Origin of the sequence: Halomonas sp. KHS3, assembly GCF_000830495.1 — a bacterium.
In the GTDB taxonomy this organism is placed as follows: Bacteria; Pseudomonadota; Gammaproteobacteria; order Pseudomonadales; family Halomonadaceae; genus Vreelandella; species Vreelandella titanicae.
In genome coordinates this window covers 58,753-75,826 of the sequence record NZ_JWHY01000009.1, presented here as the reverse complement: position 1 = coordinate 75,826, position 17,074 = coordinate 58,753, and the positions used below count along the sequence as shown (strand labels likewise).

The following is a 17,074-nucleotide window of genomic DNA, read 5'->3' as shown; positions in this document are numbered from 1 at the left end:
GCCGATAGTCAAGATTGCGTATCTTGTTGTTCTGTTGCGTAACCTGGCGTTTGATTCAAATGTGGCCTGACGTCAGGCTCCGATTGTGTTGCAGGCGCTGGCCTGCCAATTGTCTGCCCGCGACATTAGATGGCGTAGTGGCGACGAAAAAAGAGGTTTCTAAACGATAAAGAGTGGCACGAGGTAAGTGCGAGTCGCTGTCAGGTAAGTCGGTCGGCAGGCGCGTCCCCAAAATGCAGCTCAAAGGTGCTGACCGTATCGCAGATACGGTTCGGCGATGCATGGTGATGAAGGCTGGTCAGGCAGAGGCGACAATGACAACTAATTTTTTCAATCCGGTCACGACCCAAACCTGGACCAACGGCCGCCACCAGGTGCGTTGCGTCAAGGTGATTCAAGAAACCCAGGATGTGCGCACATTCTGCTTCATGGCCGAGCAGCCCGTACTGTTCTTCTTCAAGCCCGGTCAGTTCGTGACCCTCGAGCTTGAGATTGATAATCAGCCGATTATGCGCTCCTATACGATTTCCAGCTCCCCCTCCATCCCTTACAGCTTTTCTATCACCGTTAAACAAGTGCCGGGCGGTAAAGTATCTAATTGGCTACACGCCAATCTGAAGGTGGGCGACGAGCTGGTGGTGCACGGGCCGGTAGGTAATTTTAACTCTATCGATTTCCCTGCCGAAAAAGTGCTGTTTCTCTCGGGCGGTGTGGGCATTACCCCTTTGATGTCCATGACACGCTGGCTTTTTGATACCAACGCCGCTGTTGACGTTGAGTTCATACACAGCGCTAGAGCCCCCCGTGATGTGATTTATCACCGCGAGCTGGTGCATATGTTTTCGCGTATTCCCGAGTTCAAGCTGCATATTATTTGCGAGAACAAAGAGGATATCGGCGAGGCCTGGGCCGGCTACCGTGGCTACCTTACCCAGCCGCTGTTCGAACTCATTGTGCCGGACTTTATGGAGCGGGAGATATTCTGCTGCGGCCCGACCCCTTACATGAACGCCATCAAAAATATTCTTCGTGCCAACAACTTCAACATGGATCACTACCATGAGGAGTCGTTTGGCGCTACGCCGGTTGAGGTACGTGAAGATGTCCTTGAGCTGGCCGAACAGGCAGAGGTCGACGCCGAAAATGTCGACACCAGCGACTTGTTTAGTATCGAGTTTGCCTCTTCAGGGAAAAGTGTGCGTATTCAGCCGGGGGAGACGGTTCATGCGGCGGCGGCCAAGCTGGGTCTGCATATCCCCAAAGCTTGTGGCATGGGGATTTGCGGTACTTGCCGAGTGGAGCTCAAGTCGGGAGAAGTGGAAATGGAGCATAACGGCGGCATTACCGATGAGGATGTCGAAGAAGGCTATATCCTGTCGTGCTGCAGTCGGCCGAAGGGGGATTTAATCGTCGATTTTTAGCCCCGGCAAGCACCTTGCTGCCTAGTTTTAAGCGCCCTAAACGGTTACTTCCCGTCTAGGGCGCTTTGCTTTTTTGGCGGCGTCAGCCGTGTTATTGGCTAAATCTTGCCGATGTCGCAAATACATCGCGTGGTGACGTCGGCAAGCATCTTGGGCCCGGACTCCAACGATAGTATCGCGGTAAGAACGCGTTGATAGGGACTTTGGTTGAAAGCGGCCGGGGTTTATCAGCATTAAAGAGTATGTCCAGCACTTAATAAAAAAGTGACTAATGAGGAGGCGGTAATGCTTCAAAATAATTTTTCCCCTAATGCACGTTTGGCCAGTTACGACACGTTGCTTGCTGAAGCAATTGCTGAAGAAACGGTTCGCCAAGAAGCGCATATTGAATTAATCGCCTCCGAAAATTATACCAGCAAACTTGTCATGGAAGCGCAAGGTACACAGCTGACCAACAAGTATGCAGAAGGCTATCCAGGTCGCCGTTACTACGGTGGTTGTGAGTTCGTTGACAAGGTTGAAGCCTTGGCCATTGAGCGAGCCTGCCACCTTTTTAGTGCCAATTATGCCAATGTGCAGCCGCACTCCGGGGCCCAGGCCAATGCCGCTGTGTTTATGGCCCTGGTATCGCCGGGCGATACGGTATTAGGGATGAGCCTGGCACACGGCGGTCACTTAACCCATGGTGCCGCCCCCAATTTCTCGGGTAAGCACTACAACGCCGTGCAGTATGGCCTCAAGCCAGAAACCGGCGAGATCGACTACGAAGAAGTCGAGCGCTTGGCTCGCGAGCACCAACCGAAGATGATCATCGCGGGCTTCTCCGCTTATTCTCGCGTGGTGGATTGGCGGCGTTTTCGCGCCATTGCCGATGAGGTAGGCGCTTGGTTGATGGTCGATATGGCCCATGTCGCTGGCCTGGTAGCCGCTGGTCTCTATCCCAGCCCGCTCCCTTACGCTCATGTGGTCACCACCACCACCCATAAAACGCTGCGCGGCCCACGCGGTGGCTTGATTCTCTCCGCTCATGGCGACGAGGCTCTGTACAAGAAGCTCAATGGGGCGGTATTTCCGGGGCAGCAGGGCGGCCCGCTGATGCATGTGATTGCCGCTAAGGCGGTGGCGTTTAAGGAAGCCATGAACCAGGAGTTTGTGCGCTACCAGCAGCAGGTGATCGATAACGCCCAGGCCATGGCCAAGGTGTTTATGGAGCGTGGCTACGACGTAGTGTCCGGCGGCACCGACGACCACCTCTTTTTGGTCTCGCTTATCCGCCAAGGCATTACCGGTAAAGATGCGGATGCTGCACTTGGTCGCGCACATATCACGGTGAATAAAAACACGGTGCCCAACGACCCGCAAAGCCCCTTTGTGACGTCTGGACTGCGTATTGGAACCCCTGCGGTCACCACGCGCGGCTTCGATGCCGAGGAGTGTAGCGAGCTGGCTGGATGGATCTGCGACATCTTAGACGAATTGGCTGCAGGCAAAGATACGGCTTCCATTGAAGCCGAGGTGCAGTCCAAAGTGACCGACGTGTGTGCCCAGCATCCTGTCTACGCTGAGTCCGCCGCTGAAGCCGTCGAATCCATTGCTTGAATCGGCTTGCCGGCAGGGCCCGGCGCGGCTGAACTGAGGAGACCACTATGCAACGCTATTCCGGCTTCGGCCTGGTCAAGCACGCGCTGAGCCACCACGAGAACTGGGAGCGCCAGTGGCGCAACCCCACACCCAAGAAGCAGTACGATGTAATCATCGTTGGTGGTGGCGGTCACGGCTTGGCCACGGCCTACTATTTGGCGAAAGAGTTCGGCGTCAAGAACGTGGCGGTGATTGAGAAAGGCTGGCTGGGCGGTGGTAATACCGCCCGTAATACCACCATCGTGCGTTCCAACTACTTATGGGACGAATCCGCTGCGCTTTACGAACACGCCATGAAACTGTGGGAAGGGCTTTCCCAAGACCTTAACTACAACGTCATGTTCTCCCAGCGGGGGGTGCTCAACCTGGGGCATACCCTGCAGGACATGCGCGATATACAGCGCCGGGTTAATGCTAATCGGCTGAATGGCATTGACGGCGAAGTATTAGACGCCAAAGGGGTGCAGGAGCTGGTGCCGATCATGGACTGCTCTGCGAGCGCTCGCTATCCGGTGATGGGGGCTTCCTGGCAACCGCGTGCAGGCGTGGCTCGCCACGATGCCGTGGCCTGGGGCTATGCCCGCGGTGCCGATGCCCATGGAGTGGATATTCTGCAGCAGACCGAAGTCACCGGCTTCAAGATTCGTGATGGCCAGATCTACGGTGTACACACCAACCGTGGCGATATTGAAGCCAAAACCGTCGGTTGTGTGACTGCCGGTAACTCCTCCGTGCTGGCCAAAATGGGCGGCTTTAACTTGCCGTTGGAGTCCCATCCGCTGCAAGCCTTAGTCTCTGAACCGATCAAACCTATTCTCGATACGGTGGTGATGTCGAACCAGGTGCATGGCTACATCAGCCAGTCCGACAAGGGCGACCTGGTGATCGGCGCGGGCATCGACGGCTATAACGGCTATGGTCAACGCGGCAGTTATCCCACCGTGGAGCACACGCTCCAGGCGATCGTTGAAATGTTCCCGATCTTCTCTCGGGTACGCATGAACCGTCAGTGGGGCGGTATCGTCGATACTTGCCCGGATGCCTGTCCGATTATCTCTAAAACGCCGGTGAAGGGTCTGTACTTCAACTGCGGCTGGGGTACCGGCGGCTTCAAAGCCACACCAGGGTCGGGGCATGTATTCGCTGCCAGCCTGGCCAAGGGGGAAATGCACCCCATCGCCGAGCCGTTCTCCATGTTCCGCTTCCATAGCGGTGCGCTGATCGACGAACACGGCGCTGCCGGCGTGGCCCACTAGGGTTCATACGAGAGGAGTATTCGCATGTTCTATATCTACTGCCCCTACTGCGGCGAACACCGTGAGGAAGAGGAATTCCACCCCAAGGGCCAGGCGCATATCGAGCGCCCCAAGGAGCCCGAGGCGTGTAGTGACGAAGAGTGGGGGGATTACCTGTTCTTCCGTGACAACCCCCGTGGCGTTCACCATGAAATGTGGGTGCATGCGGTGGGTTGCCGCAAGTTTTTCAACGTGACGCGTCACACGGTGAGCTACGAGATTCTCGAGACTTACAAAATGGGCGAGCAGCCGTCGATTACCGCTGACAGCCAGAGCCAGGCTCGCGAGGGCGCTGCGGTAAGCCAACAAGAAGGAGTGCGGGCATGAGCCAGTCCAAGCAACAAGTGTACCGCCTTAACACGGGCGGCCGTATCGATCGCTCCCGCACGTTGAGCTTTACCTTTAACGGCCAGCGTTACCAAGGGCACCCCGGGGATACCCTGGCCTCGGCGCTGCTAGCTAACGGTGTGGATATCGTTAACCGCAGCTTTAAATACTCTCGGCCCCGCGGCATTGTCGCTGCGGGCGCCGAGGAGCCCAATGCCATCGTGCAGCTAGGCAGCAGTGAAGCGGCCCAGGTGCCCAATGTACGCGCCACCCAGCAGGCGCTATATGAAGGCTTGGCCGCCAGCAGCACCAATGGCTGGCCGAACGTACAGCGCGACCTGATGGGCCTGTTCGGCAAGCTGGGCGGGCAGTTTATGCCACCGGGGTTCTACTACAAGACCTTCATGGCGCCGGCCTCGATGTGGCTGACCTACGAGAAGTACATCCGCAAGGCGGCGGGGCTGGGTCGCAGCCCCATGGAAGCCGATCCGGATAACTATGATCACTTCAATCAGCACTGCGATGTGCTGGTCGTCGGCGCAGGCGCCGCGGGTCTGGCGGCAGCGCTGGCCGCCGCGCGCAGCGGCGCTCGGGTGATGGTGGCCGATGAGCAGGAAGAGATGGGCGGCTCGCTGCTGGCCAGCCGCGAAACCCTGGAAGGCAAGCCGGCGGATCAGTGGGTGGCCCGGGTGCTGGACGAGTTGGCGAGCTGCGAGAACGTCACGCTGCTGCCGCGTACTACGGCCAACGGCTATCACGATCACAATTTCGTTACCCTACATGAGCGGCGCACTGAACACCTGGGCGATACGGCACCGGTGGAAAATGGCCACCGTCAGGTACGAGCACGCCTGCACCGGGTACGCGCTGGTCAGGTGATCCTGTCCACGGGCGCCCACGAGCGTCCGCTGGTCTACGCGGGCAATGACGTGCCGGGCAACCTGCTGGCTGGCGCTGTGTCGACCTACATCCGACGCTATGGCGTGGCACCGGGCCGCAAGCTGGTGCTCTCCACCAGCAACGACTACGGCTACCGCGCTGCCCTGGACTGGAAAGAGGCTGGCTGTGAGGTCGTCGCTATCGTGGACGCCCGTGAGGCGCCGGCGGGCGATTGGGTCGATGCCGCTCGCGCCCAGGGCATCAAGATTATTACGGGCAGCGCCGTTATCGAGGCGAAGGGCAGCAATAGGGTTACTGCAGCGCGGGTCGCCAAGATTGATATTGGCGCTTTCAAAGTCAGCGGCCCGGTTCAGGAGTTGGCCTGCGACACCATCGCCAGCTCCGGCGGCTACAGCCCGGTGATTCACTTGGCTTCCCACACCGGCGCGCGGCCTACCTGGCGCGACGATATTCTCGGCTTCGTGCCGAGGCTAGTGAAGGGCGTTCAGGCGTGTGGCGGTGCCAACGGCTGCTATGCCCTGGGTGACGTGCTGGCGGAAGGTGTCGAGGCGGGCATCAAGGCAGCGGCCGCCATGGGTCATGCCGTTCAGACGGTCACTCTGCCGAGCGCTGAACGTCTGCAGCAAGGGCCTGCGGTGGCGCTCTTCCAGGTGCCTCACGAGAAGCCCACGCTGCGTGGTCCCAAGCAGTTCGTCGACCTACAGAACGACGTCACCGCGGCGGGCATCGAGCTGGCGACCCGGGAAGGCTTCGAGTCCATCGAGCACATCAAGCGCTACACCGCGATGGGCTTCGGTACAGATCAGGGTAAGCTGGGCAACATCAACGGCATGGCGATTGCCGCCCGTTGCTTGAATCGCTCCATTCCCGAGGTGGGCACCACGGTGTTCCGCCCCAACTATACCCCCGTCACCTTCGGTGCCATTGTTGGTCGCCACTGCCGTGACCTCTTCGACCCTGAGCGCTACACCGCGCTTCACCAGTGGCACGTAGAGCGTGGCGCCGAGTTCGAGGACGTCGGCCAGTGGAAGCGCCCCTGGTACTACCCACAGAAGGTGAATGGCAAGACCGAGACGATGCACGAGGCAGTGGCTCGTGAGTGTCTGGCCGTGCGCGAGAAGGTCGGTATTCTCGATGCCTCGACGCTTGGCAAGATCGATATTCAAGGGCCAGATGCGCGTGAGTTTCTGGCGCGGATTTATACCAACAAGTGGGAGAAGCTGGCAGTCGGCAAGTGCCGCTACGGCCTGATGTGCAAAGACGATGGCATGGTCACCGATGACGGCGTGACCAGCTGTCTGGCTGAAAATCACTTTTTGATGACCACCACCACCGGTGGCGCGGCGGCCATCCTCGAGTGGCTGGAGTTGTGGCATCAGACCGAATGGCCGGAACTGGATGTCTACTTCTCTTCAGTGACTGACCACTGGGCCACCATGACGATCACCGGCCCGGAAGCGCGCAAGCTGCTCGCTGAGATCAGTGATCTCGATCTTGACCGCGATAGCTTTAAGTTTATGGATTGGCGATCCGGGAAAGTGGCGGGGGTGCCTGCACGGGTCTTTCGCATCTCCTTTACCGGCGAGTTGACCTTCGAGATCAACGTTCAGGCAAACTACGCCATGCATGTGTGGCAGACCCTGTTCAAGCATGGCGAGAAGTATGGCTTGACGCCCTATGGCACCGAAACCATGCACGTTCTGCGCGCTGAAAAGGGCTTCATCATCGTGGGTCAGGAAACCGACGGCTCCGTTACGCCGGAAGACTTAGGCATGCAGTGGTGCGTTGGCTACGACAAACCCTACTCATGGATTGGTAAGCGGGCCCTGACGCGCAGTGACACCAAACGTGAGAACCGCAAGCAGCTGGTGGGGCTCCGGCCCAAGGATCCGAAGGTGATCCTCGAAGAGGGCGCTCAGATCGTGCTTGATCCCAAGCATGCGATTCCTATGCCGATGGTGGGGCATGTTACCTCCAGCTACTACAGCCCGATTCTGGATTCAGGGTTTGCGCTAGCGGTGGTTAAGGGTGGCCATCAGAAGTTGGGTGAAACGGTTTACCTGCCCATGGCGGATGGGCAAACCCATGAGGCTGAAATCGTCAGCACCATTTTCTACGACCCCAAGGGAGAGCGCCAGCATGTCTAACGCGGCCACTTTCGACACCCGTACTGATACCGCTATCCCGGTAGAATCCCCGTTAGCCTATAGCTATCGTCGCAGCGGTGCGCCCCAGGCCGGCGGCCCAAGCCGGCTTCAGCTACGCGAGCGGGCAATGCTTGGGCATTTGATCCTACGGGGTGGTGCCATCGTGCTCGACGAGGCGGTGCGCGACGTGCTGGGAATCAGCTTGCCTGGACAACCCCAGTCGTTGGTACAAGATGCCAGCGGTGAACGTTCTATCCAGTGGCTCTCCCCGGACGAGTGGCTGGTCATCGTGCCAGGTGGCGAAGAGTTTCCACTGGAGACCAAGCTGCGCGAGCAATTGGGCAGTGCCCACTTCGCGATTAGCGACGTCAGCGGCGGCCAGACGCTATTAGAGCTTTCCGGCGAAGCAGCCCGAGAGCTGTTGATGAAAACGGTGATCTACGATGTTCATCCCAGCAATTTCCCGGTGGGGAAAGGTGTCACTACCGTCTTCGCTAAGGCGACCACTATTCTTCGTCGTCCCAGTGAAGAGCGCTGGGAGTTAGTGGTGCGGCGCAGCTTTGCCGACTACTGCTACCGCTGGTTGCTGGATGCCGGGGCAGAATTCGGCATTAACGTACAACAATAAGCGGGCAGGCCGGAGCGCTGTTCCGGCCGCTATGATCTTCCGCAACGGTCTGCCGCTAACTGAGAAGCATGCACTATGAGCCGAATGAGCGATACCTGGATACTTGCCGCCCAATGCCCTAGTCGCTTGGGAACGGTGGACGTCGTCACCCGCTTTCTAAAAGAGCAGCAGTGCTACATCACTGAACTCAACTCTTTCGATGATCGGCTCGGCGGGCGCTTTTTCATTCGCGCCGAGTTTCGCCCAGAGCAAGATGAGTTTCATGAAGAGCGCTTTCACACCGATTTTTCAGCGCGGGCAAGCGAATTCGATATGCAGTTCGAGTTGACGGCGCCGGGCAAACGCACCGGCACCGTGATTATGGTCTCCAAGGCCGATCACTGCTTGAATGATCTGCTCTACCGTTATCGGACAGGGCAGCTTCCGCTGGATATCAAAGCGGTGATTTCCAATCATCCTGATCTGGAGCCATTGGCAGCATGGCACGATTTGCCCTACCACTATCTGCCGATCACGCCCGAGACGAAATTGCAGCAGGAAGCCCAGGTACGCGAAATCATCGCGGATACCGACGCTGAATTGGTGGTGCTAGCAAGGTATATGCAGGTGCTTTCCCCCTCTATGTGTGAACTATTAGCCGGACGGGCGATCAATATTCACCACTCGCTGCTGCCCGGTTTTAAAGGCGCCAAGCCTTATCATCAGGCATATGAGAAAGGGGTTAAGCTGGTCGGCGCAACGGCGCACTACATTAATAATGACCTTGATGAAGGGCCGATTATTGCCCAAGGTGTCGAGCCTGTGGATCACACCCACTACCCTGAGGATCTGGTTGCCAAGGGGCGTGATATCGAGTGCCTCACCCTGGCTAGAGCGATTAGCTATCACTTGGAACGTCGTGTGTTCTTTTATTCAGGGCGCACAGTGGTTTTTGGTAACTAGTCTTTTTGGTAACCAATGCTTTTTGCCTAATGCTGTTGTTAATAAACGCAAACAGTTTGAGCGCGCTTTTATAACTGGGTTGCTGTCGTTGCTAAGCTTTTTGCCAGAGCGATACGTAACCCTTTGTTATTTGTGATAAATCGTGCCTAAAAGTATCATTTTATAAATATAAAAATATCATCAATAAAAGATAGATTAGTTTTATTTATCATCACATCAATAACTTATTGAAATTGTCAGGCACCGCCTGATTTCCCCCTGTTTATACGTCAAGAGGTGCTCCAATGCCTATCAGTGTTTTCGACCTTTTTAAGATTGGAGTAGGCCCCTCCAGTTCCCATACCGTCGGGCCCATGCAGGCGGCTTTTAAGTATGTCACAACCCTGCGCGAAAACAGCCAGCTCGATGAGGTAGGGCATCTTGAAGTCCATCTTTATGGCTCGTTGTCTGCCACGGGTATCGGACATGCCACCGATAACGCAATTATTATGGGATTGATGGGTGAACGCCCTAGCACAATAGATCCCTCGATTATTGAGCCAGCCATTCAGGCGCTTAAAGAGAGTCAGTCATTACAGCTTGGTCGACAAAAAGAAGTGAAGTTTGTTTGGGAGAGTGACCTCTATTTTCATGAAGAGAGCTTGCCACATCACCCTAATGCCATGAAGCTGGCGGCTTTTACGCATCAGGGCGACTTGGTGTATGAAAATACCTATTACTCGGTGGGCGGCGGCTTCGTGGTTGAACAGGCCCAGGTGGATATGCCACTGGACGATTTGGGTGGCGTTACCATTCCTTACAACTTCGATACGGCAGACGAGCTCTTGGCGCTATGTAAAAAAGAGCAGCTAAGTGTCAGCCGGCTGATGCTGGAAAATGAGAAAGTCTGGCGGACGGAGGAGGAGGTCAGAAACGAACTGTGGCGTATCTGGAAAGTGATGTGTGAATGCATCGACAATGGATTAACCCACGAAGGGGTATTGCCGGGGGGGTTAAACGTTAAGCGCAGGGCTAAGCTGCTTCACCAGCATCTTCAAGCGGCAGAGCAGAACGATTGCCTGATCGCCTCAACGTTCTCAGCGATGGAGTGGGTGAACATTTTTGCCCTCGCCGTTAACGAAGAGAATGCCGCAGGGGGGCGCATGGTCACGGCGCCCACCAATGGCGCTGCGGGCATCATCCCCGCCGTCTTACACTACTATATGAAGTTTCAGCCCAATGCCTGTGAGAAAAACGTGGTGGATTTTTTGCTGGCGGCAGGCGCCATTGGCATTCTGTGTAAGAAAAATGCTTCGATCTCCGGAGCCGAAGTGGGCTGCCAGGGGGAGGTTGGATCAGCTTGTGCCATGGCAGCCGCTGGCTTGGCTGATGTGATGGGGGGCACTCCCGAACAAGTAGAGCATGCGGCCGAAATCGGCTTGGAGCACAATTTAGGATTAACCTGTGACCCTGTGGGTGGGTTAGTTCAGATTCCCTGTATCGAGCGCAATGCCATCGCAACGGTAAAGGCGATCAATGCCGCTCAGATGGCATTACGCGGCGATGGCACTCACTTTATATCGTTAGATAAAGTGATTCGTACCATGCGTGATACAGGGAAAGACATGTTGGATAAGTATAAAGAAACATCTAAAGGTGGATTAGCGGTTAATGCTATTGAGTGTTAACAAGCCGCTGTTGAAGTAGATGTAAATGCTGGATCCTTGCTGAGAAAGGATTCAGCATTTTCTTTTTGAGCTATGGGTGCAAAAGAGGTCGTTAGCTGGTCAATCCCGCCATTCCCATCACAAACTTAAGTCCCAATGAAATCAGCAATAGAACACCCACACTCGAAAGCCAGATGGTGACTAACCAGCCCAGGCGCTTGGCGAGAGGCTTCATTGTCTTACTCCTCAATGCAACAGGGGATAGGGGGGGTTAATGATAAGCGTCGCCAGGTTTTACCTTGCCGCGAAAGACGTAGTAACTCCAGGCGGTGTACATCAAGATAATAGGCAGAATAAACAGCGTGCCTACTAAGGCAAAGCCTTGGCTTTGGGCGGGGGCGGCGACCTGCCAGATAGACGCATCGGGCGGTATAATCGTTGGCCACAGGCTAATGCCCAGACCGCTGTAGCCTAAAAATACCAGCGCTAAGACCAACACAAAGGGCAGGGCGGTGTCTTGAAAGGCGATAGCACGCCATAGCCACCAACCTACCAGCATGACTAACAGCGGTACCGGTAAAAACCACAGCAGGTTGGGTAGCGAAAACCAGCGGGCGGCAATATTCGGGTAAGCCAGCGGTGTCCATACACTGACTAGGGCGATCATCACCAGCAGCCCGAGCATCAACGGTTTGGTGATCCGGTACATCCGCTGTTGCAGGGCGCCTTCGGTTTTCATTATCAGCCAGGTGCTGCCCAGCAGCGCATAGGCAAATAGTAGACCAACGCCGCAAAGCAGCGAAAAAGGCGTGAGCCAGTCCAGCGACCCACCGCTAAAACGAACGCCATCGAAGGCGATACCCTGAATATAGCCGCCCAAGGCAACCCCTTGTGCAACGGTCGCCAGCAGCGAGCCGCCAATAAAGGCTTTGTCCCACACATGGCGCCGCTCGGGGGATGCTTTGAAGCGAAACTCAAAGGCGACGCCACGAAAAATCAGCCCCAGCAGCATCACGATTAGCGGAATGGCCAGCGCTTCCAGCACCACTGCGTAAGCGAGGGGAAAGGCGGCGAATAACCCCGCACCGCCAAGTACCAGCCAGGTTTCGTTGCCGTCCCACACCGGGGCAACCGTATTCATCATAATGTCGCGCTCCTGCTCGTCATGCACGCGCAGAAAAAGCAGGCCAATACCTAAGTCAAAACCATCCATGACTACATACATCATCAAACCAAACAGAATGATAATGGCCCAGGTGAGCGATAGTTCGATTCCCATAATGCACCCCTCATAACTATTAGCGAATTGTTAGTGAGCCGTCAGCGTCTCGTTAGCCGCCGAGAGAGGCCGGGCGGGTGTGCGGTGATGGCCTGGGCCACCTAAGGCGGGCGCAGAGGGATCGCCTGGGCCTTTGTTCACCAGGTGCATCATGTAGATAACGCCGGCACCGAAGACCGCCAGATAAACCACCACAAAGGCGGTTAAGCTAATGCTGAGGTGGAGGGCGCTGTGTGCTGAAGCGGCATCGGCGGTTCTTAATAACCCATAAACCACCCAGGGCTGACGGCCCACTTCGGTGGTAAACCAGCCCGCCAGTAATGCCACTAGCCCCGCTGGCCCCATGCATAAAGTGAAGAGTAGAAAGCGGCGAGACTCGTATAGCCGACCTTTCGCGCGCAGGGTATTGCCCACGATGGCAAGCACAATCATCAACACCCCTAGCCCGACCATCAGCCGGAAGCTCCAGAACACGATGGTCGAGTTGGGCCGGTCTTCTGGGGTGAATTCCTTAAGAGCGGGAATTTGTTCGGTCAAACTGTGCTTTAACAGCAGGCTGCCCAGCACAGGTATTTCCAGCTTAAAGCTGGTCTCTTCACCCGCCATCTCGGGCCAGCCGAACAGAATGAGCGGAGTGGGTTCGCCGCTGCTGTTATCCCAATGCCCTTCGATAGCGGCGATCTTGGCGGGCTGATGCTCCAAGGTATTAAGGCCATGAAAGTCACCCACCACGGCCTGCAGTGGTGCGGTAATCGCCAGCATGACCAGCGCCATGGAGAGCATGGTGCGCACTTCAGGCGATTGTCGGCCTCTTAGCAACAGCCACGCGGCAGAGGCCGCGACAAACAGCGCCGTGCTTAAAAAAGCTGCTAGCGCCATATGGGCCAGGCGGTATGGGAAAGACGGATTGAAGACAATCTTCATCCAATCAACGGGGATCACCACACCGTTGACGATGTCGTGGCCTTGCGGGGTTTGCATCCAGCTATTGGAAGAGAGAATCCAAAACATCGACACGAGGGTGCCGAGTGCGACCATGCAGGTCGCAAAAAAGTGCAGGCCCCGGCCGACGCGCTCCCAGCCAAAGAGCATGACGCCCAGAAAACCGGCTTCCAAAAAGAAGGCCGTGAGCACTTCGTAGGTGAGCAGAGGCCCCGTGACGCTGCCCGCAAAGGCGGAAAAGCCACTCCAGTGAGTACCGAACTGGTACGCCATCACAATGCCCGAGACCACGCCCATGGCAAAATTGACGGCAAATATTTTTGACCAGAAGTGGTAAAGGTGACGATAGGTATCCCGCTGGGTCTTTAACCATAGCCCTTCCAGCACGGCCAGGTAGCTGGCTAAACCGATGGTGATGGCGGGAAAAATAATATGAAAGGAGATGGTAAAGGCAAACTGCACCCTGGCCAGATCAATGGCCGCGATTCCGAACATGGCGCTTCCTCCGCTGACAGCCACTGTCTTAACTAAATAGTGGGCCGGTATAGCCGCTGTGTGGCTTCATCGGAACAGTCTATCTTTCGCTGTGTTTCATAACAGACTCAGTTTTTCACTAAAAAACCGGATCAGTCGAAAGGAGATGGCGTTTGGAGTACCCGCTAAAAGAGGCTTAATAACCTGCCTAGTGTTTCCATGCCGCGCTCACTGTTAGGTGTCCAGGGGTGGCCGTAACTCAGGCGCACGCAGTGGCGAAACTGCTGGGTCGCGGAAAAGATTGGGCCCGGCGCTAAGCTAACGCCATGGTCGAGCGCCGTATTGAATAGCCGCAACGAATCTACCTGCTCGGGAAACTCCACCCATAAAAAGTAGCCGCCCGCCGGACGGGTGATGCGAGTATTGGCAGGAAAGTAGCGATCTGCTGCTGCCAGCATGCTGCCTTGTTGGGCTTCCAGGGCATGGCGGAGCTTGCGCAAATGGCGGTCATAACCGCCATGCTGCAAGTAGTCAGCGATGGCTGCCTGAGCGGGCACGGAAGGCGAAATCGTCGTCATTAGCTTTAGCCGCGAGATGGCCTGAGCATAGCGACCGCCCGCTACCCAGCCTACCCGGTAGCCCGGCGCTAAGCACTTTGAGAAAGAGCTGCAGTGGATGACCAAACCCTCATCATCGAAGGCTTTGACTGGCACGGGCGGCGTGCTGCCAAAATACAGCTCGGCATACACATCATCCTCTAGCATCGGCACTTGGTGCTGTTTTAGCAGCTGATAAAGCACTTGTTTGCGCTCTTTACTCAGGCTGGCGCCGATTGGGTTTTGCAGATGGCTCATAAACCAGCAGGCTTTGATCGGAAGCGTCTCTAGCCGCTCTGCCAGTACCTCTAGGTCGATGCCCTCCCGTGGGTGAACGGGTATCTCCACCGCACGAAGTTTTAGCCGCTCCAACACCTGCAGGCTGGCATAAAACGCTGGGGACTCGATTGCCACCAAGTCGCCCGGCTCGGTAACGCACTGTAGGGCTAGATTAAGGCCCTCCATCGCGCCGTTGGTAATCACCAGCTCTTCCATCGGCAGTTGAATGCCGCCCAGCATGTAGCGCAGGGCAATCTGCCGACACAGATCGGTATGCCCGGTGGTCATGTCAGCCACCACCTGTTGGGGCGAAAGCGCCCGTAACCCCCGCGTCATACTGATACTCAAGCGCGAAAGCGGAAACAGCTCAGGACTGGGAAAGGCCGATCCAAAGGGCACCGTGCGGTCATCCTGAAGCGAGCCAAGCACCGAGAACACCAACTCGCTGACTTCTACCTCTGCTGGGTCGGTGGGCTGCAGCGTTACACGCGGTTCGTCCAGCAGACGCCGGGCGTGTTCACGCACAAAATACCCCGAGCGTGCCCTTGCAGTGATAAGCCCACGGTTCTCAAGTAAATAGTAAGCCTGGAACACCGTAGAAGGGCTAATGCCGTGATGGCGGCTAGCCTGGCGCACCGAGGGGATTCGTTCCCCTGGGCCAAGCACACCTTGGCGAATCAGCGTCGCTATCTCATCGGCAAACTGTTCGTAGCGTTTCATGGGATAAACCGTCGGTGCATTGAGTAAAACGCCCGAATGCTCCATCACAGTGTTAGCTGGCACAGCGCGCCTCTCTGCTGATAGAAAGCACCACTGTGCCGCATGTGCGAAGCGTAAAACAGGCTCAAATATAGTAATAAACAGCATATCAGAAAGCAGCTGTATGAGAGGTTAGTGCTAACTGATACGCCTTATTTCTCTAAAACTGCATCTGTTTGTGCCATCCCTGTATGAGCATAGTAGCGGCTAACTTAAAAGTCGCGCCTTCTAACAAATGCTTAATCATCTACCTCGCGACGCCCCTCGACCGCATAAACCTCCATTCTCTCTTTTTTGGATATCGGTATGACGCAACGCATTCCACTGCAAGACCTGACTACCGAGGCGGCGGTTGAACACCATACGCCTCCGTCTAAGTCGCCCAACTCTCGGCCTCCCAGTAGCAAGCCACCGAAGCTCGGGCATATTTATGTGCGAGAAATAAGCGGCTTTTTTCAGCGTATCCGGCGCTTTTCTAACTGGCTGTTGATGGCGCTCTATTTCGGCTTACCGTGGATCAATTGGGGTGATCGGCCGCTGGTGTGGTTTGACCTCTCAGCCCAGGAGTTCCACCTGTTTGCGGCGACGTTTTACCCACAGGACTTTATCTTGCTCACCTGGATTCTGGTGCTGTGCGCTTTTGGGTTGTTTTTGATCACGGTAGTGGCTGGGCGAGTGTGGTGTGGCTACAGCTGCCCGCAAAGCGTGTGGACGTTTCTGTTTATCTGGTTTGAGCATCGCCTGGAGGGGCCTCGGCACCGGCGCATTCGGCTTGATAAAGCACCGCGTAGTTTGAATACGCTATGGCGCAAAACCGCCAAACATGCGGCTTGGCTGCTGATTGCGTTGGCAACGGGAATAGCCTTCGTTGGTTACTTCACGCCGATAAGAGCGTTAGTGGTGGATATGTTTACCCTGGACATGCACCCTTTAGAGCTGTTCTGGATCGGTTTCTTTACCCTGTTTACCTACTTGAATGCCGGTTGGCTCCGCCATCAGGTATGCCTGCATATGTGTCCCTATGCGCGCTTTCAGTCAGCGATGTTCGATGCTAATACGCTGATTGTTTCCTACGACGCTGCCCGTGGTGAGCCGCGCCGTTACCATTCTCAAAAGGGTGTTGAGGCAACTCGAATCGGTGACTGTATCGACTGTGAACTCTGCGTTCAGGTATGCCCCACCGGTATCGATATTCGTGACGGGCTGCAATACGAGTGTATTGGCTGTGCGGCGTGTATCGATGCCTGCGACAGCGTTATGGCGCGGATTGATAAACCGCTGGGCCTGATTCGTTACACCACCGAGCGTGTTCTGGAAGGTAAAGCGACCCGTTTTTGGCGCCCCCAGCTGTTGGCTTATACGGCGGCGTTATTCTCCATGGTGGTACTGTTAGTCGGTTTCTTGAACGCCCGGGTGCCCATTGATGTAGAGATTGCCCGCGACCGTCAGGCATTGTTTGAAAGCACGGTAGAGGGTCGCATTATCAATTACTACAACGTGACGCTGCGCAATCAAGATGGCCAAACCCATCATTACGCGGTATCAGCCTCGGGGTTGCCAGGGCTTCGTCTGCAGGGAGTGGATACCTTAGAGGTGGCGGCGTTTGAAACACGCAGCCTGCGTCTAGCACTCACCGCCGATGCGGACAATCTTTCACAACCTAGCCATCCCATCGAACTGCGCTTTATCGCATTAGATAACCCTTCCATCACGAAGGTCAGTGAAACACGTTTCCTGGGGCCTTCAGGGGAGTAGTGGGTACGGGTAGCCACGATCTAAAAAGCGAAAAAACCTGCGA

Annotated in this window: 13 protein-coding genes; 9 read left to right on the top strand and 4 right to left on the bottom strand. The window is 56.0% G+C overall.

The genetic code is table 11. The annotated features are described in order from the left end of the window. The first annotated feature begins 314 nt into the window (after positions 1-314). From RO22_RS18585 to RO22_RS18550, 8 genes are all read left to right on the top strand, one after another. Entirely contained in the window at positions 315-1,421 is a 1,107-nt protein-coding gene (locus RO22_RS18585) for a hybrid-cluster NAD(P)-dependent oxidoreductase (protein WP_027958316.1), read from the top strand. Between the two features lie 285 nt (positions 1,422-1,706). Continuing rightward, positions 1,707-3,020, top strand: coding sequence for a serine hydroxymethyltransferase (gene glyA / locus RO22_RS18580; RefSeq protein ID WP_041159041.1), 1,314 nt, complete (start codon positions 1,707-1,709; stop codon positions 3,018-3,020). 47 nt (positions 3,021-3,067) lie between these two features. Beyond that, entirely contained in the window at positions 3,068-4,318 is a 1,251-nt protein-coding gene (locus RO22_RS18575) for a sarcosine oxidase subunit beta family protein (protein WP_027958314.1), read from the top strand. 24 nt (positions 4,319-4,342) lie between these two features. After that, positions 4,343-4,684 (top strand): sarcosine oxidase subunit delta, encoded by a 342-nt coding sequence (locus RO22_RS18570; protein WP_022521483.1) that lies wholly within the window; start codon positions 4,343-4,345, stop codon positions 4,682-4,684. Continuing rightward, entirely contained in the window at positions 4,681-7,731 is a 3,051-nt protein-coding gene (locus tag RO22_RS18565) for a sarcosine oxidase subunit alpha family protein (RefSeq protein WP_041159040.1), read from the top strand. The genes RO22_RS18570 and RO22_RS18565 overlap by 4 nt, the downstream gene beginning before the upstream one ends. Next, the gene (locus RO22_RS18560) at positions 7,724-8,359 is read left to right on the top strand and encodes a sarcosine oxidase subunit gamma (protein WP_041159039.1); all 636 of its coding nucleotides are present in this window, start codon (positions 7,724-7,726) and stop codon (positions 8,357-8,359) included. The genes RO22_RS18565 and RO22_RS18560 overlap by 8 nt, the downstream gene beginning before the upstream one ends. Positions 8,360-8,434: 75 nt before the next feature. Beyond that, positions 8,435-9,301 carry a formyltetrahydrofolate deformylase gene (purU, locus tag RO22_RS18555; protein WP_022521486.1) on the top strand — a complete coding sequence of 289 codons (867 nt, stop codon included), beginning with the start codon at positions 8,435-8,437 and terminating at the stop codon, positions 9,299-9,301. A gap of 284 nt (positions 9,302-9,585) precedes the next feature. After that, a complete protein-coding gene (locus RO22_RS18550; RefSeq protein ID WP_027958309.1) occupies positions 9,586-10,968 on the top strand; it encodes an L-serine ammonia-lyase in 1,383 nt (460 codons plus the stop codon). Positions 10,969-11,059: 91 nt separating this feature from the next. On the opposite strand, the gene RO22_RS24285 is transcribed toward RO22_RS18550, so the two are convergent. The 4 genes from RO22_RS24285 to mapR all read right to left on the bottom strand — a co-directional run bounded on the left by RO22_RS24285 (position 11,060) and on the right by mapR (position 15,237). After that, positions 11,060-11,182: a DUF2474 family protein gene (locus RO22_RS24285; protein WP_082116842.1), complete on the bottom strand. Its 123-nt coding sequence runs from the start codon at positions 11,180-11,182 to the stop codon at positions 11,060-11,062. A gap of 36 nt (positions 11,183-11,218) precedes the next feature. Beyond that, positions 11,219-12,226, bottom strand: coding sequence for a cytochrome d ubiquinol oxidase subunit II (gene cydB / locus RO22_RS18545; RefSeq protein WP_041159038.1), 1,008 nt, complete (start codon positions 12,224-12,226; stop codon positions 11,219-11,221). 30 nt (positions 12,227-12,256) lie between these two features. Beyond that, positions 12,257-13,663 (bottom strand): cytochrome ubiquinol oxidase subunit I, encoded by a 1,407-nt coding sequence (locus tag RO22_RS18540; protein ID WP_041159037.1) that lies wholly within the window; start codon positions 13,661-13,663, stop codon positions 12,257-12,259. A 164-nt stretch (positions 13,664-13,827) separates the two neighbouring features. Next, positions 13,828-15,237, bottom strand: coding sequence for a GntR family transcriptional regulator MpaR (mapR, locus tag RO22_RS18535; protein WP_041159115.1), 1,410 nt, complete (start codon positions 15,235-15,237; stop codon positions 13,828-13,830). Positions 15,238-15,582: 345 nt separating this feature from the next. Here mapR and ccoG point away from each other — a divergent pair, with 345 nt between their 5' ends. Beyond that, positions 15,583-17,031 carry a cytochrome c oxidase accessory protein CcoG gene (gene ccoG / locus RO22_RS18530; protein ID WP_041159036.1) on the top strand — a complete coding sequence of 483 codons (1,449 nt, stop codon included), beginning with the start codon at positions 15,583-15,585 and terminating at the stop codon, positions 17,029-17,031. Positions 17,032-17,074: the final 43 nt, after the last annotated feature.